The sequence below is a fragment of the Bartonella sp. MR63HLJHH genome (genome assembly GCF_042194155.1).
Lineage (GTDB): Bacteria > Pseudomonadota > Alphaproteobacteria > Rhizobiales > Rhizobiaceae > Bartonella > Bartonella grahamii.
Window position 1 is genome coordinate 109,187 of sequence record NZ_JBHIMN010000002.1, and the last position, 24,082, is coordinate 133,268.

General features: G+C 38.2%; 21 protein-coding genes, 1 tRNA gene and 3 pseudogenes. 16 read left to right on the forward strand and 9 right to left on the reverse strand.

The window, feature by feature from the left end; all coding sequences use genetic code 11:
- Nucleotides 1-367 precede the first annotated feature (367 nt).
- Nucleotides 368-1,297 (forward strand): YopJ/AvrA family T3SS effector serine/threonine acetyltransferase, encoded by a 930-nt coding sequence (locus tag ACFIKQ_RS01805; RefSeq protein ID WP_026500412.1) that lies wholly within the window; start codon nucleotides 368-370, stop codon nucleotides 1,295-1,297.
- Nucleotides 1,298-1,771: 474 nt separating this feature from the next.
- On the opposite strand, the gene ACFIKQ_RS01810 is transcribed toward ACFIKQ_RS01805, so the two are convergent.
- The gene (locus tag ACFIKQ_RS01810; protein WP_375655723.1) at nucleotides 1,772-1,951 is read right to left on the reverse strand and encodes a hypothetical protein; all 180 of its coding nucleotides are present in this window, start codon (nucleotides 1,949-1,951) and stop codon (nucleotides 1,772-1,774) included.
- A 187-nt stretch (nucleotides 1,952-2,138) separates the two neighbouring features.
- Here ACFIKQ_RS01810 and ACFIKQ_RS01815 point away from each other — a divergent pair, with 187 nt between their 5' ends.
- Genes ACFIKQ_RS01815 through ACFIKQ_RS01830 form a run of 4 tightly spaced genes read left to right on the forward strand, consistent with a single transcriptional unit; the run spans nucleotide 2,139 to nucleotide 3,375 of the window.
- Nucleotides 2,139-2,801 carry a lysozyme gene (locus ACFIKQ_RS01815; RefSeq protein WP_375635574.1) on the forward strand — a complete coding sequence of 221 codons (663 nt, stop codon included), beginning with the start codon at nucleotides 2,139-2,141 and terminating at the stop codon, nucleotides 2,799-2,801.
- The gene (locus ACFIKQ_RS01820; RefSeq protein WP_375652752.1) at nucleotides 2,801-3,034 is read left to right on the forward strand and encodes a hypothetical protein; all 234 of its coding nucleotides are present in this window, start codon (nucleotides 2,801-2,803) and stop codon (nucleotides 3,032-3,034) included. Before ACFIKQ_RS01815 ends, ACFIKQ_RS01820 begins: the two co-directional genes overlap by 1 nt.
- Nucleotides 2,958-3,170 (forward strand): hypothetical protein, encoded by a 213-nt coding sequence (locus ACFIKQ_RS01825; RefSeq protein WP_273788509.1) that lies wholly within the window; start codon nucleotides 2,958-2,960, stop codon nucleotides 3,168-3,170. Before ACFIKQ_RS01820 ends, ACFIKQ_RS01825 begins: the two co-directional genes overlap by 77 nt.
- The gene (locus ACFIKQ_RS01830) at nucleotides 3,163-3,375 is read left to right on the forward strand and encodes a hypothetical protein (RefSeq protein WP_375635573.1); all 213 of its coding nucleotides are present in this window, start codon (nucleotides 3,163-3,165) and stop codon (nucleotides 3,373-3,375) included. Before ACFIKQ_RS01825 ends, ACFIKQ_RS01830 begins: the two co-directional genes overlap by 8 nt.
- Before the next feature lie 1,941 nt (nucleotides 3,376-5,316).
- Here ACFIKQ_RS01830 and groEL read toward each other — a convergent pair.
- The 3 genes and pseudogenes from groEL to groES all read right to left on the reverse strand — a co-directional run.
- Nucleotides 5,317-5,520, reverse strand: a pseudogene (gene groEL, locus ACFIKQ_RS09115) (chaperonin GroEL); the annotation flags it as partial.
- Nucleotides 5,521-5,595: 75 nt separating this feature from the next.
- Nucleotides 5,596-7,239: a chaperonin GroEL gene (groL, locus tag ACFIKQ_RS01835; protein WP_015856904.1), complete on the reverse strand. Its 1,644-nt coding sequence runs from the start codon at nucleotides 7,237-7,239 to the stop codon at nucleotides 5,596-5,598.
- 58 nt (nucleotides 7,240-7,297) lie between these two features.
- Complete coding sequence (gene groES / locus ACFIKQ_RS01840) at nucleotides 7,298-7,594, reverse strand: co-chaperone GroES (protein ID WP_005774667.1); 297 nt, start codon at nucleotides 7,592-7,594, stop codon at nucleotides 7,298-7,300.
- Nucleotides 7,595-7,820: 226 nt separating this feature from the next.
- Here groES and fumC (ACFIKQ_RS01845) point away from each other — a divergent pair, with 226 nt between their 5' ends.
- From fumC (ACFIKQ_RS01845) to ACFIKQ_RS01860, 4 genes and pseudogenes are all read left to right on the forward strand, one after another.
- Nucleotides 7,821-9,209: a class II fumarate hydratase gene (fumC, locus tag ACFIKQ_RS01845; RefSeq protein ID WP_375635572.1), complete on the forward strand. Its 1,389-nt coding sequence runs from the start codon at nucleotides 7,821-7,823 to the stop codon at nucleotides 9,207-9,209.
- A 319-nt stretch (nucleotides 9,210-9,528) separates the two neighbouring features.
- The gene (locus ACFIKQ_RS01850; RefSeq protein ID WP_375635571.1) at nucleotides 9,529-9,660 is read left to right on the forward strand and encodes a hypothetical protein; all 132 of its coding nucleotides are present in this window, start codon (nucleotides 9,529-9,531) and stop codon (nucleotides 9,658-9,660) included.
- 121 nt (nucleotides 9,661-9,781) lie between these two features.
- Nucleotides 9,782-10,000, forward strand: a pseudogene (gene fumC, locus ACFIKQ_RS01855) (class II fumarate hydratase); the annotation flags it as partial.
- Nucleotides 10,001-10,642: 642 nt separating this feature from the next.
- The gene (locus ACFIKQ_RS01860; protein WP_375635570.1) at nucleotides 10,643-11,533 is read left to right on the forward strand and encodes an outer membrane protein; all 891 of its coding nucleotides are present in this window, start codon (nucleotides 10,643-10,645) and stop codon (nucleotides 11,531-11,533) included.
- A gap of 1,419 nt (nucleotides 11,534-12,952) precedes the next feature.
- On the opposite strand, the gene ACFIKQ_RS01865 is transcribed toward ACFIKQ_RS01860, so the two are convergent.
- Nucleotides 12,953-13,037, reverse strand: a tRNA-Leu gene (locus tag ACFIKQ_RS01865).
- Between the two features lie 221 nt (nucleotides 13,038-13,258).
- Between ACFIKQ_RS01865 and ACFIKQ_RS01870 the strand changes: the two genes are divergently transcribed.
- The gene (locus tag ACFIKQ_RS01870; protein WP_015856907.1) at nucleotides 13,259-13,864 is read left to right on the forward strand and encodes a YqaA family protein; all 606 of its coding nucleotides are present in this window, start codon (nucleotides 13,259-13,261) and stop codon (nucleotides 13,862-13,864) included.
- 12 nt (nucleotides 13,865-13,876) lie between these two features.
- The gene (locus ACFIKQ_RS01875) at nucleotides 13,877-14,449 is read left to right on the forward strand and encodes a disulfide bond formation protein B (protein WP_015856908.1); all 573 of its coding nucleotides are present in this window, start codon (nucleotides 13,877-13,879) and stop codon (nucleotides 14,447-14,449) included.
- On the opposite strand, the gene ACFIKQ_RS01880 is transcribed toward ACFIKQ_RS01875, so the two are convergent.
- Complete coding sequence (locus tag ACFIKQ_RS01880) at nucleotides 14,446-14,598, reverse strand: hypothetical protein (protein WP_375652749.1); 153 nt, start codon at nucleotides 14,596-14,598, stop codon at nucleotides 14,446-14,448. The two genes, ACFIKQ_RS01875 and ACFIKQ_RS01880, sit on opposite strands and share 4 nt — an antisense overlap.
- A 164-nt stretch (nucleotides 14,599-14,762) precedes the next feature.
- Here ACFIKQ_RS01880 and ACFIKQ_RS01885 point away from each other — a divergent pair, with 164 nt between their 5' ends.
- Both ACFIKQ_RS01885 and ACFIKQ_RS01890 read left to right on the forward strand, forming a co-directional pair.
- Nucleotides 14,763-15,287 (forward strand): type II toxin-antitoxin system PemK/MazF family toxin, encoded by a 525-nt coding sequence (locus ACFIKQ_RS01885; protein WP_375635568.1) that lies wholly within the window; start codon nucleotides 14,763-14,765, stop codon nucleotides 15,285-15,287.
- A 1,264-nt stretch (nucleotides 15,288-16,551) separates the two neighbouring features.
- Nucleotides 16,552-16,920, forward strand: a complete 369-nt coding sequence (locus ACFIKQ_RS01890) for a hypothetical protein (RefSeq protein ID WP_375655724.1) — start codon at nucleotides 16,552-16,554, stop codon at nucleotides 16,918-16,920.
- Between the two features lie 761 nt (nucleotides 16,921-17,681).
- On the opposite strand, the gene ACFIKQ_RS01895 is transcribed toward ACFIKQ_RS01890, so the two are convergent.
- A complete protein-coding gene (locus ACFIKQ_RS01895) occupies nucleotides 17,682-18,188 on the reverse strand; it encodes a hypothetical protein (RefSeq protein WP_375655726.1) in 507 nt (168 codons plus the stop codon).
- Nucleotides 18,189-19,254: 1,066 nt separating this feature from the next.
- Between ACFIKQ_RS01895 and ACFIKQ_RS01900 the strand changes: the two genes are divergently transcribed.
- The 3 genes and pseudogenes from ACFIKQ_RS01900 (at nucleotide 19,255) to dut (ACFIKQ_RS01910) (ending at nucleotide 21,488) form a co-directional block, all read left to right on the forward strand.
- Nucleotides 19,255-20,064 carry a VIT1/CCC1 transporter family protein gene (locus ACFIKQ_RS01900; protein ID WP_375635564.1) on the forward strand — a complete coding sequence of 270 codons (810 nt, stop codon included), beginning with the start codon at nucleotides 19,255-19,257 and terminating at the stop codon, nucleotides 20,062-20,064.
- Between the two features lie 245 nt (nucleotides 20,065-20,309).
- Nucleotides 20,310-20,840, forward strand: coding sequence for a dUTP diphosphatase (dut, locus tag ACFIKQ_RS01905; protein ID WP_375655728.1), 531 nt, complete (start codon nucleotides 20,310-20,312; stop codon nucleotides 20,838-20,840).
- 182 nt (nucleotides 20,841-21,022) lie between these two features.
- Nucleotides 21,023-21,488: pseudogene (gene dut / locus ACFIKQ_RS01910) on the forward strand (dUTP diphosphatase).
- Nucleotides 21,489-22,326: 838 nt separating this feature from the next.
- On the opposite strand, the gene ACFIKQ_RS01915 reads toward dut (ACFIKQ_RS01910), so the two are convergent.
- Entirely contained in the window at nucleotides 22,327-22,908 is a 582-nt protein-coding gene (locus ACFIKQ_RS01915; protein ID WP_375655730.1) for a biopolymer transporter ExbD, read from the reverse strand.
- Nucleotides 22,905-23,789, reverse strand: a complete 885-nt coding sequence (locus ACFIKQ_RS01920) for a MotA/TolQ/ExbB proton channel family protein (protein WP_375635561.1) — start codon at nucleotides 23,787-23,789, stop codon at nucleotides 22,905-22,907. The genes ACFIKQ_RS01915 and ACFIKQ_RS01920 overlap by 4 nt, the downstream gene beginning before the upstream one ends.
- Between the last annotated feature and the right edge of the window lie 293 nt (nucleotides 23,790-24,082).

Genomic DNA, 24,082 nt, shown 5'->3' on the forward strand with positions numbered 1-24,082 from the left:
TTTTTTCATATCCATAAAGAGTAAAGCTCTGTTGCTTGACAGTGAGGTATAGCTTGCTGTCAGCCAATCTTCTTTTCCCTTTGAAAGAAGTAACAATGCAAAAAGTGAGCAATTACCTCTTCAAACAAAAAGCAAAACAATAGTATTCTATTAAAAGCAGCCCATTTTAAAGCCCGTATTTTAAGACTTTGAACAAACATAAAACACGCAAGTTTTGAAAAGACCTGCCCGCACTTTCTTATAAAGCAGCCGAAAAATGATTTTTTCCTTAATCTTCAAGAGATAAAGGTTCTTTTTCAAAACATTATTTGGTCAAAATATAAGAAAATAATATTGCCTCCCAATTATAACCACGGAGGTTCATATTATGAAGCCACAAGATTCAAAAGATACTGCCGCTCATGCCTCACAAATAGCAGAAAGTAACATCGAAAATGAATCCTTAGAAAGCCTTATTGCCCGTTTAGAACAACTCAACGCTCCTCAAAAAGAAGAGAGCACCTTGAGTCAGGAAAAGTTGAAAGCTATTATTACAGACTTAGAGGATGATCTCGTCACCGGCCGTTGGATTAACTCTTACTATGAAAATATAGATATTAGATTGATGCCGGCTCTCGTAGAAAAAGCAAACAGCAAATATCCAGAAATGAATCTCAAATTGGCTCTTACAGCAGAAGAGTTTTCGCACGCACTAAAGGAAGTGGTTGAGAGCGACGCAAAATCTGCTCGATTTATAGTAAATTCGGGAAGCAAAATCCACTTTGCAGTCCTTGATTATCAAAAAGTTGATGACAAAATCTCTTTGATTATGCTTGAACCTACAACATTTCAGAATATCACTGCTTGCAAACTAGGGATAAAAATAAATCAAACCCTTCAATGTCTTCAACTGCCTCCTTATTCTTTTACCACGGCAGAAATGGATATTCAGCGAAGCTCTTCTGAATGTGGGATGTTCAGCTTAAGCCTCGCCAAAAAGCTTCATCTTGAATCTGATAAATTAGCAAGATTGCACAAAGATAATGTTAAGGGTGTATTATGTGAACCCAATTCATCTTTATCTGCTGAAAAGTTAGATTCCTATCTTCCCATCAGTTTATACAAACATGCGCAAGGAAGAAAACGTCTAGAACAATATTTAAAAACCAATCCGGATGCTGAACATGAAACAGTAAACAAAAAAGGTGAAACTCTGAGAGAGAGATTTGAAAAAAACTTAAGAACAACAGAAGGAAAAACTGTTTCCGTTTCCTCCCACCAAAAAAGGCTCACTGAATACAAATCTTTGATGATGTAATTGAGGTTTTTTCCATACCCATAAAGAACGAGGCTCTGCTGCTTGACGGTGAGGTGCAAATTGCTGTTAGCAAATCTTCTTGTCCCTTTGTAAGCAGGTAAAGATGCAAACAACAAGCAACGTGACCTCTTAAAGACAAAAGGCAAAACAGGACTGTTCTATCAAAATCAGTCGATTTTAAAATTTTATCAAAAGTCCAAAGCTCTTCTCCATATTTGAATAGACAGAAGGCTGAATGCATAGAATATTTTATGGTTTTAGATGTTAAATAAAAGCACCCACCTCCTCCTGTAGCTTTTTTCTAAGAGTGTCCGCTTTTATCTCAAGCGCCTCCACATCAGTACCACTTGCCAAAACAACCGCAAACAGCCGCTCTCTTATCCCTCACAATCAACACCATCCGCTCTCCCCATCTCTCCCCCTCACAACCCCTGCCAAAACAACCGCAATCACCAACACCAATGCTAACACAAATCATTGTGCACCCCCTCCAACCACACCTCTCATGCCACCGCTAACACAACCGTAATGCCGCCGTAATGCCATTGCGTACATCAACACAATCGCCAACCTCACCAGCACCAACAAAACCGGCACCAATAAGACCTTATCAACAAACCAGCACCAAGTCTCAAAACCAACAACATCTCTCAACGGAAAACACCAGCCAAACCATTATCCCACTTGGCCAACTATTATCCCATCCCTTAAGATGCTACAACTAACCTTTTGATTTTATTGAAGTTTAACGTCTCTTCTGTTTTTGAAGAGTGAAAAATTTCATTTTTAATATGTCGACCAGCCTCACGTTAACGTGAGGCTTTATTTTATGGAGAAGCAAATGAGAAAAATATCATCAGCAGGGCTTGCACTCATTAAACAATGGGAAGGATTGCGTTTGAACGCCTATAAAGATGCCATCGGGGTATGGACAATTGGCTATGGACATACCAGCGCTGCTGGAAAACCGTTCGTTCACAAGGGCATGATCATTACTGAAAAACAAGCAGAAGAAGTTCTTTCTCAAGATTTAAGACAATTTGAAAATACTGTTGAAACAAATGTGACGGTTTCCTTAACGGATGAACAATTCGCCGCGCTCGTATCGTTTTGCTATAATATAGGAGCTTCGGCTTTTTGTAATTCGACCCTGCTCAAAAAACTCAATAACGGCGAATATGAAGCCGTCCCTGCTGAATTACAAAAGTGGACCAAAGCAGGAGGAAAACGTCTTCACGGTTTAGTGCACCGTCGTGCAGCCGAAGCAGGACTATGGGCAAAAGGTGCTTATGTTTCTCCTAACTACCAAACCGTAGAAACGCAAGCACCAATGGGATTTTTCAAAGCAGAAGCGCTTACACCGATTATTGGTTCTTTTTCTGGACTTGGAGGCTTATTGGCAGGCAATGGTCCCATCCAATGGGCATTGGCAACCATTATGGTTTTAGCCGCCTGTGCTGGCATCTTCTTTGTGGCAAAACGGTTTCGGGAGCAGCGCTTATAATGTGGGGGATGAAAAAAAATCTGATGATAACAGGAGCGGCTCTGACCGCTTTTTTTATCGCTTTAGCAAAAGTTTTCACTCTTGGAAAAAAGATTGAACAACAAAAGCAAATAGAAAAAACACTAAAGTCATCAACAACACGGCTAGAGGTGGAAAATGAAATTAATCAAAAAAGTGATCCTGATGTACGCGCTGCTCTTACTCACTGGTTGCGCGATAAAAACAATAAATGAACCTTTTTCTTGCGTTGGTTGGATGCCCATTTATTTAGACAAAAAAGATCTCAATATCATCAGCTCAAATCTCGCAAGAGATATTTTAAAGCATAACAAACAAGGGGAAGGCTTGTGTGGGTGGAAACATGGCTAGAAAAAAAACAGAAAAACAAACAGAGCTGACAGAACAGGAAAAAGAAATCCTACAAGAAATCATCACGACTTATAAAAGTGTAAAAATAATGTCACGCTATACGAAGTGGATTATATTCATCATTTTCTTATTAGCGCTTGATTTTTCACGTATCGTGGATGCATTGGCAAATATTTTTACACAAAAATCGAATATTCAGCTCTAAAATAAATAAAAAACATGAGACGTGTTAAATCTTTTTTTAAAAATATAAAAAGCCATTCGTTATTTTTTGAAAACACGGAGATTTTATTGATGATTTTTCACGTCTCATAGAAAATTTTTACACACTCTTCACCAACGCTTTCATGAAATGAATTTAGGGGCATGAAGAGAGATTTTTAACAAACGCGTAAGTCAACAACTTTGCTAACATAAGAAAATGATCATACCAACGCACATTTTTTTAATAACCTATTGATCCTCAAAAATATTGTATACTCTTCACAAATCCCATCGGGAAGATACCATCGCGAAAAAATTTAAAAATATTTAGAGATATTTTTTTAATAATTGCATAAGTAAACAACGCAAAAAGCATTAACTTGCCTAAAATCCCCTTTCTTTACACTTAAAAAAAGAGCAATCAGACACCACCCTACGCATTACCAATCCCCAATATTTATAAAAACTCTGTTTATAAAAAACTGACTATTTGAGAATATTCATGAGAGGCATTTTTATTTTCTTTAAGTATTTTACCCTAGCTCCCTCCACTTGTGAGGTATAAGAAAATGATTGAGATTGTTTCAACATAAGAGAGAATTGAAATGAAAAAATCCACCGCAATAAAAATCTCTTATTCAACATACAAAACAATGAATTATTATTATAAATAAAAGCGTTGCTCCATTAAAACCCATTAAAAAATGTGAAGCAACACATGATTATCGTTATTTGCAAGAATGCAATGCTCTTGAAAACCGTAAAACCACATCACATTGATTTATAACTATCATTAAGCACTCTTCAACTTGAATTAAAACCCTGTATATCGTGGGATTCTCTCATTTCCAAACCTGTTTCTTTTGAAACAATCCAAACCATGTCGCTTGCACATTACAGTGTATGGGTCAAAACTATACAAGCAAGGCATGCCTCACCGTCTCACGAACTAACGGCTTGTCATAACATTGAGAGCTGAAAACATGTATGATAACGTTCGCGTATTCTTTTATTAAGCGTAAAGATGATCGTGCCCTATAGTTTTATGCACTTCATGAGAACTTTGCCCTTATGCCATTCACGAGTCCATTGCGAAATCGGTGTGACGAGCGAGATGTCTCTTAAAAAACACGTCAATATGAAAAAATGTATATTTGGAGACAAATATATTTGCGGCTTTTCTGCTTTCCGTGAGGGATTTCACAAAAAAAGATACGCAAGCAACAAAAGTTTGAGGCATCATCTTCATTATTTAATAAGATATTACTATAAATACCTTTAAAAGTCGTAAAGCAAAAAGATGATGACAAGAAGAGTGATTATATGCCTTTACATTCTTCCTCAATGAGGCTGTCTTTCTATTGCAGAGATTAACCAAACAGAGATATGCTTGTCCCAGTATACAAAAGCCCTTTAACAGAGCAAACCTTAAATTTTGTTTTCATACAAAATCTTAAACACCAGCATCTTATTCATAAAAAAACAAACAAGACCCAACATGCTCTGTCCAACTTTCTCTCTTCAACTTTCAATGAGCACGAACTCTTGCGTTGGTTCATAAAAACTATTTGCCCTTCTAAAGCGCAAACACGAAAGTACAAACACAAGATTTTTTAATGGTGCATACATAAACTTAAAATGAAAAAATAGAACTGTACAAGAAAGAAATGACTATAAATCAAAAAGTTGTATTTTTATCAATAAAATATTTTCAAAGAAAACCACGATCCCCGCACAATAAAAACATCTCATAAATACAAGAGAAAAAGTCATGAATAAAGAGAGAGATCTATTCACAATGGCGATACATCAACCAATGAAAAATAACAAAATGCTATAAGATCACTATCATAAAAGGAAGAACTGTACGAAAAGCGAAAAAGCATTTAAAAAAAACGGGCACAGAAAGCCCGTTTCTTTATTACTTCTAAGGAATAAGAGCTTAGAAATCCATTCCGCCCATTCCACCCATTCCGCCACCTAAACATTGGAGGCATTAGTGTATCTTTCTTTGGAACTTCAGCAACCATTGCTTCTGTTGTAATCAGAAGGCTAGCAATTGAAGCCGCATTCTGGAGAGCAGAACGCAAAAACTTTCACTGGATCAACAATTCTTGAAAGTAATCAAATCACCAAATTCACCGGTTGCAAAACGTGAAAAAGCATTAAAAAAAACGGGCACAGAAAGCCCGTTTCTTTATTACTTCTATGGAATAAGAGCTTAGAAATCCATTCCGCCCATTCCACCCATTCCGCCACCAGGCATTGGAGGCATTGGTGTATCTTTCTTTGGAACTTCAGCAACCATTGCTTCTGTTGTAATCAGAAGGCTAGCAATTGAAGCCGCATTCTGGAGAGCAGAACGCACAACTTTCACTGGATCAACAATTCCCAAAGCAATCAAATCACCAAATTCACCCGTGGCAGTATTGTAACCATAAGTGTCAGCATTATTTTCCAGCACTTTGCCCACAATAATAGCGGCTTCTTCACCGGCATTGGTTGCGATTTGACGTGCTGGCGCTTGAAGAGCACGACGAACGATATGAATACCTGCTTCTTGGTCAGGATTGCTTCCTTTAACGGTCAACGCATTTGCTGCACGCAACAATGCGGTACCACCACCAGCAACAATACCTTCTTCAACAGCAGCACGTGTTGCATTCAAAGCATCATCAACACGGTCTTTCTTTTCTTTCACTTCAACTTCTGTTGCACCACCCACGCGGATAACAGCAACACCACCAGCGAGTTTAGCAAGTCTTTCTTGCAATTTCTCACGGTCATAGTCAGAAGTTGTTTCTTCGATCTGAGCCTTGATTTGATTGACGCGAGCAGTAATTTCAGACTTTTGTCCAGCACCATCAATAATGGTGGTGTTTTCTTTAGAAATATTCACTTTCTTTGCACGTCCAAGCATATCCAAAGTGACATTTTCAAGTTTAATGCCCACATCTTCAGAAATAACCTGTCCGGATGTCAAGATTGCGATATCCTCTAACATGGCTTTACGGCGATCACCAAATCCAGGTGCTTTTACAGCAGCAATTTTCAAACCACCACGCAACTTGTTAACCACGAGCGTTGCCAAAGCTTCACCTTCCACATCTTCAGCGATAATGAGAAGTGGTTTTCCAGATTGCACAACAGCTTCAAGCACTGGAAGAAGAGATTGCAAATTAGACAATTTCTTTTCGTGAATGAGAATGTAAGGATCATCAAGATCAGCGACCATTTTCTCAGCATTTGTGACAAAATAAGGGGAAAGATACCCACGGTCAAATTGCATTCCTTCAACGACTTCTAATTCCGTTTCAGCAGTTTTAGCTTCTTCTACGGTAATGACGCCTTCATTGCCCACTTTTTCCATAGCATCAGCGATCATTTTACCGATTTCAGCAGCACCATTAGCAGAAATAGTTCCTACTTGTGCAATTTCTGCTGAAGTTTGGATTTTTTTTGCTTTTTTGAAGAGGTTTGCCACCACTTCATCCACAGCAGCATCAATCCCGCGTTTAAGATCCATTGGGTTCATGCCAGCAGCAACAGCTTTAACGCCTTCTTGCACAATAGCTTGTCCTAAAACAGTTGCTGTTGTTGTTCCATCACCAGCGATATCATTGGTTTTAGAAGCAACTTCGCGCAACATTTGTGCACCCATATTTTCGAACTTATCTTCAAGTTCAATTTCCTTTGCAACGGATACACCATCTTTTGTGATGCGAGGCGCACCGAATGATTTATCAATCACCACATTACGACCTTTAGGGCCGAGTGTCACCTTAACAGCATTAGCAAGGATGTCGACACCGCGCAACAAACGCTCACGCGCTTCACGGCCAAATTTGACTTCTTTAGCAGCCATTTAATTTCTCCTTGGAGTTTTCTCAAAATAGTACACAATGAAAAGTTAAGCGCTTCAATTAGCCCATAATTCCCATAATGTCAGATTCTTTCATGATGAGGAGGTCTTCCCCATTAATCTTGACTTCAGTTCCAGACCATTTTCCAAAGAGGATACGGTCTCCTGTTTTGACTTCTAAAGGCACACGCTTTCCGTTATCATCGAGAGCGCCATTGCCAACAGCAATCACTTCGCCTTCTTGAGGTTTTTCTTTTGCTGTATCAGGGATGATAATCCCACCAGCCGTTTTATTTTCAGATTCAACCCGACGGACAACGACACGGTCGTGAAGTGGGCGGAATTGTATATTAGCCATGTTTTAAATCCTTAAAACTGAACATAATTGCATTAATCTTAAAAGTTCTTGCTAGCACTCATAGCTTGAGAGTGCTAGTATAAGTTAGATATAAAATCTGCATCTCTTAATGTCAAGAATAGCCATAAAATAATTTCTCTAAATGAAGCTTCAAAGTCTTGCCTCTCATTGCACTTTCGCGTTATTTAGCTTTTTTAAGAACCCGTGAACAAAAAAGGATCTTATCATGGTTGAAACACGTCAGGAAACGGATAGCTTTGGAACGATTTCGGTACGTCAAGATCGTTATTGGGGAGCACAAACTGAACGTTCACTGCATAATTTTAATATTGGCAGTGAAAAGCAGCCTCTTGCCATCATCTATGCCTTAGTCCTTATCAAAAAAGCTGCAGCTGTTGTAAATATGGACAAAGGAAAACTACCAGCAAATATTGGAAAAGCAATTATTGCCGCCGCCGATGAAGTGCTTGCCGGCGATTTTGATACGCATTTCCCACTCTCCGTCTGGCAAACAGGTTCTGGTACACAAAGCAATATGAATGTCAATGAAGTCATTGCTAATCGTGCCAGTAAGATTTTGGGAGGAAAACTTGGAAGCAAAAAACCAGTTCATCCCAATGACCATGTCAATATGAGTCAATCATCGAACGATTCCTTTCCCACAGCGCTTCACATTGCCACCACGTTGCAAACACGCCAACACTTACTGCCAATCCTTGAAGCTCTTATTGCTACACTAAAACAAAAAGAGCAAGAATTTGCAGACATCATTAAAATCGGCCGCACCCATACCCAAGATGCAACGCCTTTAACCTTAGGACAAGAATTTTCAGGCTATCGTGCCGCATTAGAAGCCAATCTTCAGCGCATTGAAAATGCTCTAACCGATGTCCACATGCTTGCTCAAGGTGGCACGGCTGTTGGCACAGGACTAAATGCGCCAAAAGGTTTTGACATTGCTTTTGCGCAAACAGTGAGCGCTTTCACAGGAATAACGTTTCAAACTGCCAGCAATAAATTTGAAGCACTCGCCCATCATGGAGCCCTTGCGCATTTCCATGGGAGCTTGAATGCTCTTGCTGCTGATCTGTTTAAAATTGCTAATGACATTCGATTTTTGGGCTCAGGACCACGTTCAGGTTTAGGGGAACTCAGTCTTCCCGAAAATGAACCCGGATCTTCCATCATGCCAGGCAAAGTTAATCCCACGCAATGTGAAGCCTTAACCATGGTCGCATGCCAAGTTTTTGGCAATCACACCAGCGTAACCTTTGCCGCAAGCCAAGGACATTTTGAACTCAACGTTTATAAACCTGTTATTGGCTATAACGTTTTACAATCAATTACCCTTCTTGGTGATTGCATGCGCTCTTTTGATGAACATTGCATTCAAGGATTACGAGCCAATCGCATTCATATTCACTCGCTCATGGAGCGCTCACTCATGTTAGTCACAGCTCTTGCACCAGAAATTGGCTATGAAAAAGCTGCTGAAATTGCCAAAGCAGCGCATAAAAATGATACAACTTTGCGCGCAGAAGCAATAAAAGCTGGCGTTTCTGGAGCTGATTATGACCGGCTGGTTGATCCCAAAAAGATGATTTCTCCCCAATAAACAACTCACTAAAAAAAGATGCAAACGTCTTAAAACAAATCTTTCTGTCAAAAGATCGGGGTGTTTACACCCCGACGATGACCGATAACGATTACCCACAGCGTTCATTTTAGGCTCTGGTCCATATTTCTGCTCTTGTCTCAATGAGATAATGTATTTATCTATAATGATAATCTCGCGTCATTCATATTGAATGAGAATCCTGAATACCGTAGGATTTTCTCATTTTAAATCTGTCCCATGTTAAATCAATCAAAATCACTTACTTCCACATCACAAGCGGGATAAATGTATGGATAGAAGTTGTATAAAATAAGAAATGACTAAAAACGCCTCTAACGAACCGCCTCAAGTGCCAAGAACTGTCACAACATTGTGGAGAGGGCTGTCACAACACCCACGAGCTGGTAAATATAATGATCGTACCGGCTTGATTCTTTATGAAGCGTAAAGATAAGGGGGGCTCAATGGCTTTATCTTTATACCATTCACGAGCCACCGCCATGAAATGGGTTTGGGAGCATTGAGAAATGTCTCCTTTATGAAGCGTGAAGATAGAAGTGCTCAATAGAGGAACAGCTGTTGGAAAAAACTCAATGCACCGAAAGGTTTTGGCCTTTACTGAAACAATCAGCTCTCTGACGGGGATACCCTTGACAGTTCGCAAAAAATTTGAGGCATTTACCTATCATGGCGCCCTCACCCATTTCCACAAAAACCTGAGTGCACGCGCTAATCTCTTTAAAATTGCCAACGACATTCAGTTTTTAGGCGCTCATCCACGTTCCGGCTTTAAGCGAACGAAAAGAAGAATTTATCGTTTTACATGGTGCATGAGAAACCTCATGAAACATCAGATTCTCGCACTTTGCTCCTTCTTATTCTTCATATCCCATTCAATCAATCAAAACTATTCGCTTGGATTGTTATAAGCAAAAGTGGCATATAGATAAAAAAAGAAATAAAGAAATAAAGTCGCTCATCCTCTCAAGTGCTCAAAAGGCTATCGCAATACAAAGCTACGCAATATCAGAAACGAGCAAAGAATGTGATGGTGCCAATATGCATTTTTTACGATCAATTGAATATTAAGCACAATGATATCAATCATTATAGACAATATATTTAACACTGAATAACAAAGAGTATTTTTAATATATATATAATAATGGTTCTTTAAAAAAATTAAAATCTTATTTACTATACTATATTTTTTTCTAAAACATAGAAAACACTGAAGGAATATATACAAACCCTGAAAAATTAAGAAAAACGCGGAATAATAGCACGAAAACAAGTTTTAAAAACACTTTAATATGGTTAATTATAGATTTTATACGTATTTTAGTTTTCATAATGATATTAACTATAGATTTTTTTAACCAATTTGTATATAATACGATTTGTATCCGAAATGAATTGGGGATGTTTTTATGAAAACAAAATATTTAATCGCACTATCTATTTTCACTTTCATTACCACTTCAACAGCGCAAGCAGCAGATACGGTAATCTTTGAGCAATCAAAACCGAAGGTTTCATTGCAAAATGATTCATCGTCACGTATCACACCGGTTACTGTTTCTGCGCCTTTTTCTTGGTCTGGTTTTTATTTTGGAGGACAAATTGGATATTTTTCCAGTAAAAATACTCTAGATTACGCAAAAGAAGCCAGGGACGGAAAATGGGCTTGGGTTGATAGAGATTTATCACCGAAACCATCAGGATTGAGAGCAGGTTTGTATGCAGGTTCTAATATTGATCTGGGAGAGAACCTTGTTTTCGGTTTTGATACGGACATAGTCTGGTCTGGGAGGAAAAGCACCCAAACAGACAATGGAAAGAAAATTCTAGATGAATTAGACTCTATTAACATTGCCTTTAAAGAAGCTGGGATTCCTATCGTAAAACCTGCAGCTCAGGATGAAACGATACCCAACTATGGTGACATTGTTGTCAGCAGTGTAACATTGAAAGAAAAATGGTCTGGTGCTGCACGCGCGCGTATTGGTTTTGCTTCCCATCGTCTTATGCCTTATGTTGCAGGGGGTATAGCCTATACACAAATGCAATATATCATGTCACTTTTATCAAAATCACAAGAAGATTCGACAGTTTTTGCTTCTGGCGATGTGTTAGATAAAACAAAAACAATGTTTGGTTACACTATTGGTGGTGGTTTTGATCTTGCAATGACAGATAATATCATCATGCGTACAGAATATCGTTATTCAGATTTTTTGAAAAAGAAATTTGCAGACGATAACCTTGAAATCTCTTCTCAAACGCATGATGTTCGCTTTGGTATCGCTTATAAATTCTAAGTTTTGTAGAAAAATTGAACTCTTAAAAAACCCTGTTAAAACGGGGTTTTTTTTATGCCTCTTTTCCTCCTAAAAAGACGCAGATTCTAAAAACCAAGACTAAACTGTAAACAAATCGTCACAAAACAATAAAGCCTCTCCCTCTTTTAAAGCAAGCTCCTATCCTCTCCCCCTTTCATGTATACATTTAGAATATAAAAGCTTTACCATCATACCACTGGCTACCATCGTAAAATAAATGAGAGCAGTTATTAAGAGATGTTTCTTTAAAAGAACTATGGATATTGTGCATCAATTGCAGTTTTATAGGATGATGTTGACTTGCCTCCCCACTCTCAAAGGATCAAGATTCTAAAACCCATTTCTAAAATCATGTCCGTTTGTAAAAACACAACAACTCTTGGGGACTCTTGGGGCAGGCTCCTCTTGGCGCCTCCCCATGGAATGCCCTTAAACCTAAAGTAAAACAAACACTCTTAAGAATATCCAACACACACTGAAAAAAAATTACTGTAACGTTTCAAGGAAGTTTACAGACCCTATATGACCACACTTCAAATGACAGTGTTTACAGCTATTGTATACCAGAGTAGAGAGAGGATATTGCGGTTCTCTGTTTATGTAATTTCTGTAACGGGGAGACAGCTTCATTTGGGGAGAATATGAAGTTGTCAAGGCAAAAACCAATTTCCAACCTTACTATTTCTTTTTACTTCGGTTTTACGACTTTCAAAGCCTCTAAAGCACTATCTTTTAGGCCTCTACAGCTCTGTCTTTTAAAGAAAGGAGTTTACGCATTGCCTCATGCTTGTGTTTCTCACGGGACTTTTTTGGATCACGCCCCTCATGTCATACGACAGCGCTCCAAACCAAACACACTCAAATCCCAAACACACTCAAATCCCAAACACACTCAAATCCCAAACACACTCAAATCCAAGACACTTGGGTTGGTAATTCACATGCGTGTTTTCAAGAAACATCTCTCAAAACCCTGACGCCCATTTTGCAATAACGCCCACAAGAATATAAAATCTATAGAGCATCATCTTTACACTTCATAAAAGTGCAAGATAAAAGTGCAAGCTGGCACCATCCATCATATACTCCTACCCCCCAATGATGCCCTTGAAACGGTTTATTAAGAGGCATTTTTATTCATTTTTTGTAAAATTTCATTCCACATTTTGTAAAATTTCATTCCACAATAGCGCATCTAGCTTGCAATGTACAAAAGACATGATTTCGGTTAATTTACTATAAATAAACTTAAAATAAACAAACTTAAAATGAAAGAATCCTATGGTATTCGAGGTTTTTCATTCAACATGCAAAACAGTGAACACTATTTATAAATCCCACATGTTTTATAAATTAACATGATACGCCATAACAGGATAAAGGAAAATCTCTATGAGATGGTGCGGGTGGTCGGACTCGAACCGACACTCCTCTCGGAACCAGATTTTGAGTCTGGCGCGTCTACCAGTTCCACCACACCCGCACATTGCTACAAAAGACAGTACTTAAAATACAGACTTGTCGATTATTCCTTTGCACTATATGAAGAAGCACAGATTCGTCAACAGCAGACTTCTCATTTTTTAAGAATTCATATCATTTTCTTATCTGTTTTATGAAATATTTTCTTTATTGGATTTCTCTACCGGATTTATAACAATCTCATTTGTAAAGTCTTTACCTCTTAAATTTATAGAAAGCCTCATGATATTAAACAAATTAAAGCTTTGGACGATTTCTTTGGCAAATCGGCGTACTGCACCACACTGGCTTGGTTTCATTGCCTTTATTGAAAGTTCTGTTTTTCCAATTCCCATAGATGTTTTATATATTCCGATGCTGCTTATCCATCAAAAGCGAGTTTATCGCTATGCTTTGATTGCGACTATCTGTTCTGTATTAGGAGGCATTGCCGGTTGGTTTATCGGACATTTTGCCTATGATACTCTTGCCAAACCCATTTTAGAAATTTATGGTAAGGTTGAAAGTTTTGAATCTCTGAAAAATAGTGCAACCCTGCAATTTCTAGTCATTTTACTGATAACATCAGGTTTTTTTCATCTTCCCCCCATCAAAATTGTCACAATTTTGGCCGGTGTAATGAGTGTACGTCTTGAACTTTTCATTCTTATTTGTATTTTTTCTAGAGGCGCTCGTTTTTATCTTCTCGCGTGGCTGATTAAACATTTTGGGCAAAAAGCAATGAATTTTCTAGTACAGAATTTCAAATGGATTATTCTCATTGGTTGTGTTAGTCTCGTTTTAATTTATGGGATTTTCATAGCTTTTTTAAACAAAAAGCTTTTATAAGGAACAGACTTAATGGCGTGCGTTTTGTCTTCTCACCCACTTTTATACAAGCACCTTCATCTTGAACCCAGCAGAAAAGAACAAAGTTTATGGGCTTTTTTTCTCGCTTTTTGCTTGTCCGCTACAATAGGTCTTGCCCTTGGTTTTGAATATTTTGGAGGGTATCTTCCTTGCGATTTGTGTCTCATAGAGCGTTTTCCCTATTATGGTGCCATACCCTTTTTGCTCTTAGCAGGTTTTGGGGCATGTTTTTTTCGCATGTCTGCTTGGATACAACTTTTATTTTTGTGTGTTTTTGTCTTAATGTGTATAAGCCTTGTTTTAGCCATTTATCATGCAGGTGTTGAATATGGCTTTTGGGCAGCCCCCCTCAGTTGTGGTTTAAGCGCAGTGAGAAAAACCTCAGACATTAACCAGCTTCTTAACCAATTAAACAACATTCATCCCCCTTCTTGTTCTGAAGCATCCGCACGCTTTCTTTTTCTTTCATTTGCCGGCTGGAATGTCGTTGCTAGTCTATTTTACATGCTTATCAGTTTTTATGTTGCCTCAAAAGGACTCCTTTCAAGCAATAAGAAACTCTAACCATAAAATAGAAATGAAGCCGCGTGCACTCGTTCTCTCCAATCGCTTCCCCCTAAACCAACAACCCTCCAGTCACCAATCACCACCCAAAACCACCCACCGCCAAACCAACCCAACAACCCACCTATCACCAATATCCCTCCTATCACCAACATCCCTCCTCTAGCGTTGTACGCAAAAGACAAAAATAAGCAGATATATCCATTTTATGGTTTCACCTCTCTGTACTTATGAGCAACATTTTGATAAAAACTCGTGGTAGAAAAGCCGTAAAATAATAAGTGAGGGGACCGATAAATATAAATGGTCTGCTATGGCTGAAGATAAGAACACAGCGCCTTCTACCCTATCACCTATTTCCTTAGATATAACCAAACTTGAAGAACCATGTGTTATGATGGAACATGATTATAATGCATGGCGCGAGCATATAAGAGAAAGAGATTTAAATGCTCCTTACAAAAAACCACCTCACATAAAACCACGAATCAAATCGGCACCACGCATCAGACAAGTTTTTTGGTGCGATTTTCCTCATGATTCGATACTCCCTGAATTTTGGAAAAAGCGGCCTGTTTTAGTGCTTTCTAAGAATGCAAAATTATATGGAAATGTGACAGTTTTACCTTTTTCAACGAAATCACAACCCAATAATCCCGCTGCGTATCCAATACAATCTCCCATAGAAAATAAAAAAGCATGGATTATCTGCAATTATGTCACAACAGTTTCTGTAAGTCGTTTAAGTTGCTCACGTACCGTTCCAAGATTATCCAGCGAAGATTTTCATAAAGTTGTAGCTCTGATGCTCAAACATTTACCGCATTTACACTATTGACTTTTGAAAAAAATAAGCGTATATGTATCACCATATACGGCATCAGTAATGGTGGCCGCTTCCCCGAAAGGGGAGATAGGAACGAAGGAGTGGGCAACCGCTCCTTTCGTCATTTTTGGTATTTTTTTTGAGAACTTTTTAGCCATTTTTTGCAACCTTCCCTAGAACATATCCAACATTCATTCTCCACCGTTGTTGTTTTGAAATATCTGCGATTTGGGGTAAGCAGAAGACACTATCCGTACTATTGATCTGGTAAAGTTTCCCACGGAGATTACCGAGATGTTGTACATATTTATCATTTCATTGCACAAAAAACCGTGCTGCCGTTGCTTAAACTTTATATGATTTGCCGCAATGGGAATATCTTTCCAAGATTGAAAAAAATTTTTCATAATTTGGCATAACAAATAATCCCTTGTTCTTCGCGCTCTTGAAGTGTTCAATCGCTCAATTTACCAAAAGATATTCGACCTCACAACTTGTTTATTTACGTCCCTCAATACGGATGAAGCGGATGAAAAAGCCAGCATTTTTGAAAAGAAAAATAAAGAGCATTTAATGATTCAAACGCTTTAAGACTACACAGAATACTCCATTCATCTTTGAACGCATCTATTTCTGTAAAGAGAGCTAATAATGCTTATATAATCTGAATAATATTAGTTTACTTACCATATGATAACCGATTGATAACGATAACGCTAAACACAGAACTTACATCACCATACCACAAAATAGTGTTTTTACGAGATAACAAAAAACGATTACTTCACACCGCAATATATATTAAAAATTGCATCAATAATCCATAGCATTTTTATAAAATACTATGAAATTTGAAAAATTCATACAGAACATATGTCATTTACACCACAATAAAACTACATTTTGTTTATTTAAAAAACATTTTGTATATTAAAAATATCTCCGTTAATAATATAGAATTGCGTTTACGACTTACCAAAACAGATGATACAATAAAAACAATAATATAATTTAAACTTATTTCTAAATTAACAAAAAAACTACAGCTTATAATTTAAGTTAAAAACTAAAATTGAAAAGTTGACAGAATCAATAAACTATGGAAATTACATAAAAGTATAATACAAAATGTGCAATTGAACACTTTGTATTAACAGCACATTAAACACATAATGAAATTATGCATCATAGGATGCCACGGTGCTTTTTTTGTTTTGTTTAAAGAGTGTAATGAAAAAACTTTTTTGATTAAATCTTTTAAATTTGGATCATTATAATGAAAATATTTCAAAAAATCGCGTTATATATTGTTACAATAGCCTTTTTCTTTTCACAGGTTTTGGAAGCTAATGCTTATTATTTGAATAGTCATTCTCAAGGTTCTAATTTTGCTTCTACAGTGTCAAAAGAAAATAAAGTTGTTAAAGCTATTGATATGGTTATGGATCATATTTCAACACAAAGCACTGAACAAGATTTTAAAAAAGGTGTTGTAAAGGTAGGAGTTATGATGGGACTTGCACCAGCACTTTGGGGTCTTATTGCGTATTTTTCATGGTTGTTTTCTAAAAAGCGGGCTCCCTATCGTACACCGGGTCAAAAAGCATTTGATGCTTTTGCAGACAGTGCGTGGATGCTCGTTTAAACAACGTTTCACTTAAATACAGTTTAAACAGTAAGCTTATTTAATACTTAATAACATAAACTGTAATTCAGATTACAGTTTATGTTTTTTTATATTCAATTAATATTGTTAACTTTTCCCCACTCTACATGATAAATAAAATTTGATCAGCTATATTCACACAAATGCAATGCGATAAATTGAACACTGTTTGATATGATAATATCTCTCTCTCATTTATGCACCCCCACCCTTAAACCTACCCCTGAAATTGCAGCACAAAAGATAATTCGTTACACGCTAAAAAATCCACCTAAATGCAAAAGCTGTAACAACGCTCAACTTCGACTATTTGAATAACAGCGATCATTCAAACTTTAACCAACACGATAATACGCCTATTCTAAATGATTTATGTACCACCTCATCCGCAACACATTGCCAAATATCCGTACATTTCCCCGAAAAATTTTCACACTTTTACGCATAGTAAAAAAAAGATTAACTTTAATCATGTTGCACTCCTTAAATTGATAACGGATTTTAAAAATGACCAAAAAAATCAAACAAAAATAGAGAGGTAAGTTACGAAAACTACAGGGTAAATTTTACTGCCCCAAAATATCTATTTTCCCCGTCTGAACCGTCAGAGGAACACTATAAAAATTATTTTCATTGAAAAACAATTACTTATAATCTAGGGAAGAAAAGTAAAAATCTCCCCCAGAAAAAGAGATTATCTTCAAAATTATCAAAAAAACAGCACAATTTTAGTGATCTTTTTATTTTTTTTCTTTTGATAAAAGAGAGCTGGCAGGTGTCTTAGGAGCCCCTCCGGTAGGTTCCCAATTCGCAACAGCCGCTAATTCCTCAATAACATCCTTTTTTAACTTACCATTTTTCTTATTGTGTAAATCATATTGATCAGCATTCTGTTGCAACCATTTTGCAAGCGTTCCTTTAACAGTTTTACCACCCTCAACCTCACTCACCGCTTCCCATGCCGCAACAATAGCTGCAAGCTTTGGAGCATAACGTGGATGCGTTGGATCTTGAAACGCATATTTTTGGTCCTTAGTCTCAGCAGCATCATCCTCAGGGAAAAGAATTTTAGGTCTCTTACCACGCAATAAAAGCCATTTCCTCAAATCATCTAGGGAAACAGAAGAATATTCAGCAATAGGATCGTTCAAATGCCCCACCCGAAAACCACTAAGATAGTACCATTCTACCCTTAATTTTCCCTCTTTTGCTTCTCTTACTATGTCACTATAAACAGCTCGGAACAAAGCAATTTTATCAAACGGTACTCGCTTCTCTCCTTCACTACACAGAGATTATACTCCCCTCACATTGCGCACTTATCACACTTTTTAATAATCCCACACCCACACCCATCCTTGTGATACACAAGAAAATGATTTGAATTGTTTCAATATAAGAAGTTTTGAAGTGAGAGAATCCTACTGAATTTTGGGCTTTCATACAAGATATCAGGCAAGTTACAAGGCGATAAATGCCCCTTCATAAAGCATAAATTTTTATGCGTGATCAAACAATTTGATATGATAATGTCTCTCTCATTTATGCACTCCCCCCCTTAAACCTGTATGCACTCCCACCCTTAAACCTGCCCCTGCAATTACAGCACAAAAGATAATTCGTTACACGCTAACAAATCCACCTAAATGCAAAAGCTGTAACAACGCTAAAATGCGCGTAAATATCATAAGAATACTGTCTTACATCTCCACAAGCGGGATCGAGTGGCGTAAAACTGTACAATAAAATGCCATACCCATAATAAACCGTGCTAAAGACTGTCGCAACACTGGGAGCTAAGGTGTATGATGATGCCGGCTTGCTCTTTTATGAAGCGTAAAGATTAAGAAGACTCAATGGAGTTTATATTATTTCATGGAAATTTTATCGCTCTACCCTTCTATACTCTTCACGGGGGCCCCCTCGCGAAATGGGCTTTTGTCCCTTGAAAAAGGTCTCCTTTAAAAGAATCATCTCAAACTCCAAGAGCTGTTACAGTCTTTTGAACGCATAAAATGAATGATGACGCCAAGCCTATTTCTTTCCCTACATTCTCGAGCATCAATACATTGAAACACTTCATTCAAACGCCCCTTTAGCAAAATAAAGCACATTGTCTCTTAATTTTTTCACGCAATCATTTCTTTCATGTGACCATACTTCTTGATAAATCTCCTTTGCTTTCTTGACTTCCCAGCACTCTTTTTTCTCAGTGCAACCTTTTTGCAATTTTTCAGTTTTTAACTTTTAGATTGACTTTTGGTTTATTTTTCTTATGGTTTAGAACTATTCTAAAGTGCAGAGGGACAGAAAATGTTGAGATCGTTTTTTTCATTTGTACAACGTAAAGCTCTGTTCTTTCGTTCAGCACAAAAAATGATGCTTCAAGCGCTCAAAGTAAAAGAGCAGCATGCAGCGCTCTATTTGAAATATGCAAAAGCTCTAGAATCTTATTCCTCTAAGGAAGCGGCGGTTTTTACCGCCATGGGGCTTCAAGAGCTTGAAAATTATAAGGAACTTTTGTGCCTTACTTGCCATAATCGTGCAAACACTATCGGTTCATTATGTGACCGAACTTCTCTTGTAAAAAGCAAGAGTAGCCATCCCTCTAAAAAAACAACAGTGGCCAATAACACCGTAAAAAAACCTTCGAAAACGCAAAGACAAACACTTTTGACTTGGATTCAACCAGGTCTTGCAGGATTAATGGATGGCTCTGTCTCTACCCTTGCCCCCATTTTTGCAGCAGCTTTTGCCACAGGAGACACACATCAAACTTTTTTGATAGGGCTTTCAGCTTCTATTGGTGCAGGACTTTCGATGGGTTTCACAGAAGCAGCCCACGATGACGGTAAATTATCAGGGCGTGGTTCGCCATTAAAAAGAGGTCTTGCCAGCGGCATTATGACAACATTAGGGGGGTTGGGCCATACTCTTCCCTATTTGATCAACTCTTTTTATGTAGCGACAGTTATTGCATTTATCATTGTTTTTTTCGAACTAGGCGCAATCGTCTGGATCCAAAACAAATTCATGTCAACTCCCTTTTGGCGCGCTTCTTTACAGGTCATCATTGGTGGTGCTCTGGTTTTTGCCACGGGTATTCTTATCGGTAGTATCTAAAAAATCTTATCTGTAAACATAATTTAGATCTCAAATAAGCGCATGTCCCTAGGCATAAGCCGTCATTGATGATGCCATTATTGAAAAATACCATTATTGGTGTCAGATGGTGTTTTGGAATATTCTAGATCAGCAAGCTCTGGGGACAACCTGTATTAACAAACCTTTATCGACTTGGTTTTATGGATGTCTTTTGTTAAAGTATCATTTCTTTCTAGACCTCATATTTTGGAAATGCCTTGATCATGTCGCACACTGAAACCAACGCCCCTCTAAACAATCATCCTGTCTCTTCTCAACCTTCACATGCCCAGACTTTATCCGTTCAGCGTCTTGCACACGGACAAGGTTTAGAACTTCCTCACTACGCAACGGCTGGTTCTGCGGGTCTTGATCTACGTGCAGCAATTGGAGAAGAAGAAACCGTGGTCCTCACACCGGGGCAACGCGCCCTTATCCCAACGGGTCTGATCTTTCATCTTCAACCAGGTTTTGAAGCACAAATACGTCCACGCTCTGGTTTAGCCTTAAAACACGGCATCACATGCCTCAACACTCCAGGAACAATTGATAGTGATTACCGTGGTGAAGTCAAAGTCCTTCTTATCAATTTAGGACAAGAAGACTTTTCTATCCAACGGGGAATGCGCATTGCCCAAACAGTCATCGCTCCCGTATCCCAAGTCAATGTTTGCGCCATTGAACCAGAGCAAAATACCCAAAGCCATAACGAGAGCCGTGGAACAGGAGGTTTTGGTTCAACGGGGCATACTTAAGAAGCTCTGAAAAAATCGCTACCCTCAAAATATAACACTCGCAACCACTCTTTCACTGGAAGTTCTTTGGGCTTTTAAAGTGTAGAAGGAGTGCGCATTTGCTTTCAAAGTTTTTTTACTAAACGGAACCTCTAAACAATCATCCTTACTCTTCCTCTGTCTCTTCTCAATCTTCACATGCCCTGACTTTATCCCTTCAGCGTCTTGCGCTTGGGACAAGGAAACTTCTTCACTACGCAACGACTGGTTCTGCGGGTCTTGGATTTACAAACAGCAATTGGTAAAGAAGAAACGCTTGTTCTTGCCCTTGGGCAGCGGGCACTTATTCCAACAGATCTCATTTTTCATTTATCGCGTGGGGCTTGAAGCACGCATCCATCCACACTCTGACTTAGCCTTAAAACACGCCATCACATGCCTCAACACTCCAAGAACGATTGAGTGTGATTATCCGGAAGTGAAGTCAAAGTCCTTCTTATCAATTTAGGACAAGAAGACTTTTCTATCCAACGGGGAATGCGCATTGCCCAAACAGTCATCGCTCCCGTATCCCAAGTCAATGTTTGCGCCATTGAACCAGAGCAAAATACCCAAAGCCATAACGAGAGCCGTGGAACAGGAGGTTTTGGTTCAACGGGGCATACTTAAGAAGCTCTGAAAAAATCGCTACTCTCAAAATATAACACTCGCAACCACTCTTTCACTGGAAGTCCTTTGGGCTTTTAAAGTGTAGAAGGAGTGCGCATGTGCTCTCAAAGTTTTTTTACTAAACGGAACCTCTAAACAATCATCTCTCAATTACGTTTCTTGCGCTATACAAAACTTCGTTATCACCAAACACCCCTCCCCCATAACAAAAACATTGGCATTAATCATTGAGAGCCCACATACCGCTTGTAATGTCTACAATCTATACATCATATTGATTTATAATAATTAATTATCTTGCAACTCAAATGAGAAATCCCAATACTGTAAGATTCTTTCATTGCAAATCTATTTATATTACATCAATAAAAAATATGTCTCTCACGTTCCAAACGTAGCTAGAATGTAGATAAAAAATGGAAAAATACCTATAATGAATACTTGTACTCAGCACTGTCACAACATTGGGAGAAAATATAAATACTATAATGGTGCTCACTTGCTCTTTTGTTAAGCATAAAGATAGTGAGGTTCAATAGATTTTTTATTATTTTACGGGGGGCTTTACCGTCATACCATTTATAAACACCGTCGCAAAAAGGGCTTTAAGATGTATTAAGACACACAACAACCACCCCTGCTGTTTTTCTCGATCACACCTCTTGAGGCAAGATTAGTAGAGCTTAATCCTACACAACCGATTCAATATATGAACCCCATGCGCAATATCAACCCCATGCGTATTTGGTTTAATAAATCCACGAAAGAACCCTCTATCAATTTCACTCTACGATTTTGAGTCATATGCTTTGCTTCCTGCAACAAAGGCTGTTTTTTATCACTGGTCAGAGGCAGCTTCTGAAATATTAGCATTTACCGCAGTGCCCGTTGTTACGGCATCCACATGCCCCACAACGTTACCACCCGCTCCATCGACAGTAGCGTCCGCTACCCCTGTGGTTTTATTATTGATCACACCTCTTGAGGTAAGATTGGTAGAGTTTTGCAATCCTACAAGACCGATTTTATTATATCCAGCCATGCGTATTTGATTTAATAAATCGATGACAGCACCATAATCAATTTCGCTATCGGCTTTGATTAAAATTTTTGTCTCTAAATTTTGCGTAGTTTCCCTCAACAAAGCTTCTCTCAAAGCTGCTTGTTCTACAAAATGATCACCAATGTAAAGAGAACGATCTTTTTGCAACGTAACATAAAGAGGTTCATCAGACTGAACCACTGAAGGTACTTGAGTTATAGAAGGAAGCTGAACGGGAATGACAGATGTTGCCAAAGGTGCAGCAACCATAAAAACAATAAGCAACACCAATACAACATCAATAAAAGGGGTCACATTGATTTCGCTTTGCAACCCACTCTCATCTGTATCCCAATCATTATTAAGGCTTGCTTTCATTTTTTATGACTTTTCTGTTGTCTTTGTCTATCAAGTTCACGGCTCAAGAGCCTTTCAAGAGCCGCAGCGATATCGCCTAAATCATTGCGATAACCATTCAAAGCACGCATGAGGCTATTATACATAACAACGGCGGGAATAGCTACAAAAAGCCCAATAGCTGTTGCGAATAAGGCTTCAGCAATCCCAGGAGCAACCACATCAAGTCGCGTTGTTTGAGACTGAGCAATCCCAATAAAAGAATTCATAATGCCCCAAACAGTTGCAAAAAGACCAACAAAGGGAGCAATTGCGCCAATGGTTGCAAGAACAGTGCTTCCACATGCAACACGGCGTGTAGCAGCCAACAAGCAGCGTGACAAAAGCGAATGAACCCTTTCTTTTAAACCTTCATGAACATCGCGAACCTTAACATCGCGAACATCGCGGGAAACATCTTCATATTGATTGCTCTCCTCATAAAAGAGAATGTCTTCAAGCGTTTGTGCACTTTCCCTTGCACCGGTTCTTTCCCCAGAGCTTTTATTTATCCCTTCAGGAGCAGAAAAATGAACCTGTTGTGTAGAAAGATACACCTCTTTAAGGACTTCTTTGAGAAAAAACACACCAGCCCCTTTGCTTTCTTTCAAGCTAGCTGCCAAACGTGTAAGAGTCTGAGCATTAAGAACCAATTGAAGTTCATGACGTACTCTTCGTTTTGCCAAAGTGATCTCAATAATTTTCACAAAAGCAATTGTCCAAGACATAAGAGAAGCAAGTAACAAAATAATGATAACGGCTTTCACCACCCAATCAGCAGCCATAAACATAGAAAAAGGAGAAAAATCATGCGCTGTCAATACAGCAGACATATTATCTAAAGGTACTGTTTCAGATTCCATTTCTATCTCACATTCTTATGGTCTTATCTTTTTTATGAGCTGGATCGTCACCCCGCACAGCATCGCTGTTCCACAATGCCACTACCCTTTTAACGTCATTTTCGCATTCCTCTTAAGAAAGAAAACTTGATAAATCAAGTATAGTTTTATTCCACAAGCTCTCTCTTATTCTAAAGAAATCACTCAAGAAATTTTTCTCTAACAATTCAACAAGTTGATCTTAGCCAATCAATTTATTACATAAATTTGGCAAAATGATAGACTTGCAAGGAGTATTGCATATAATATTTTAA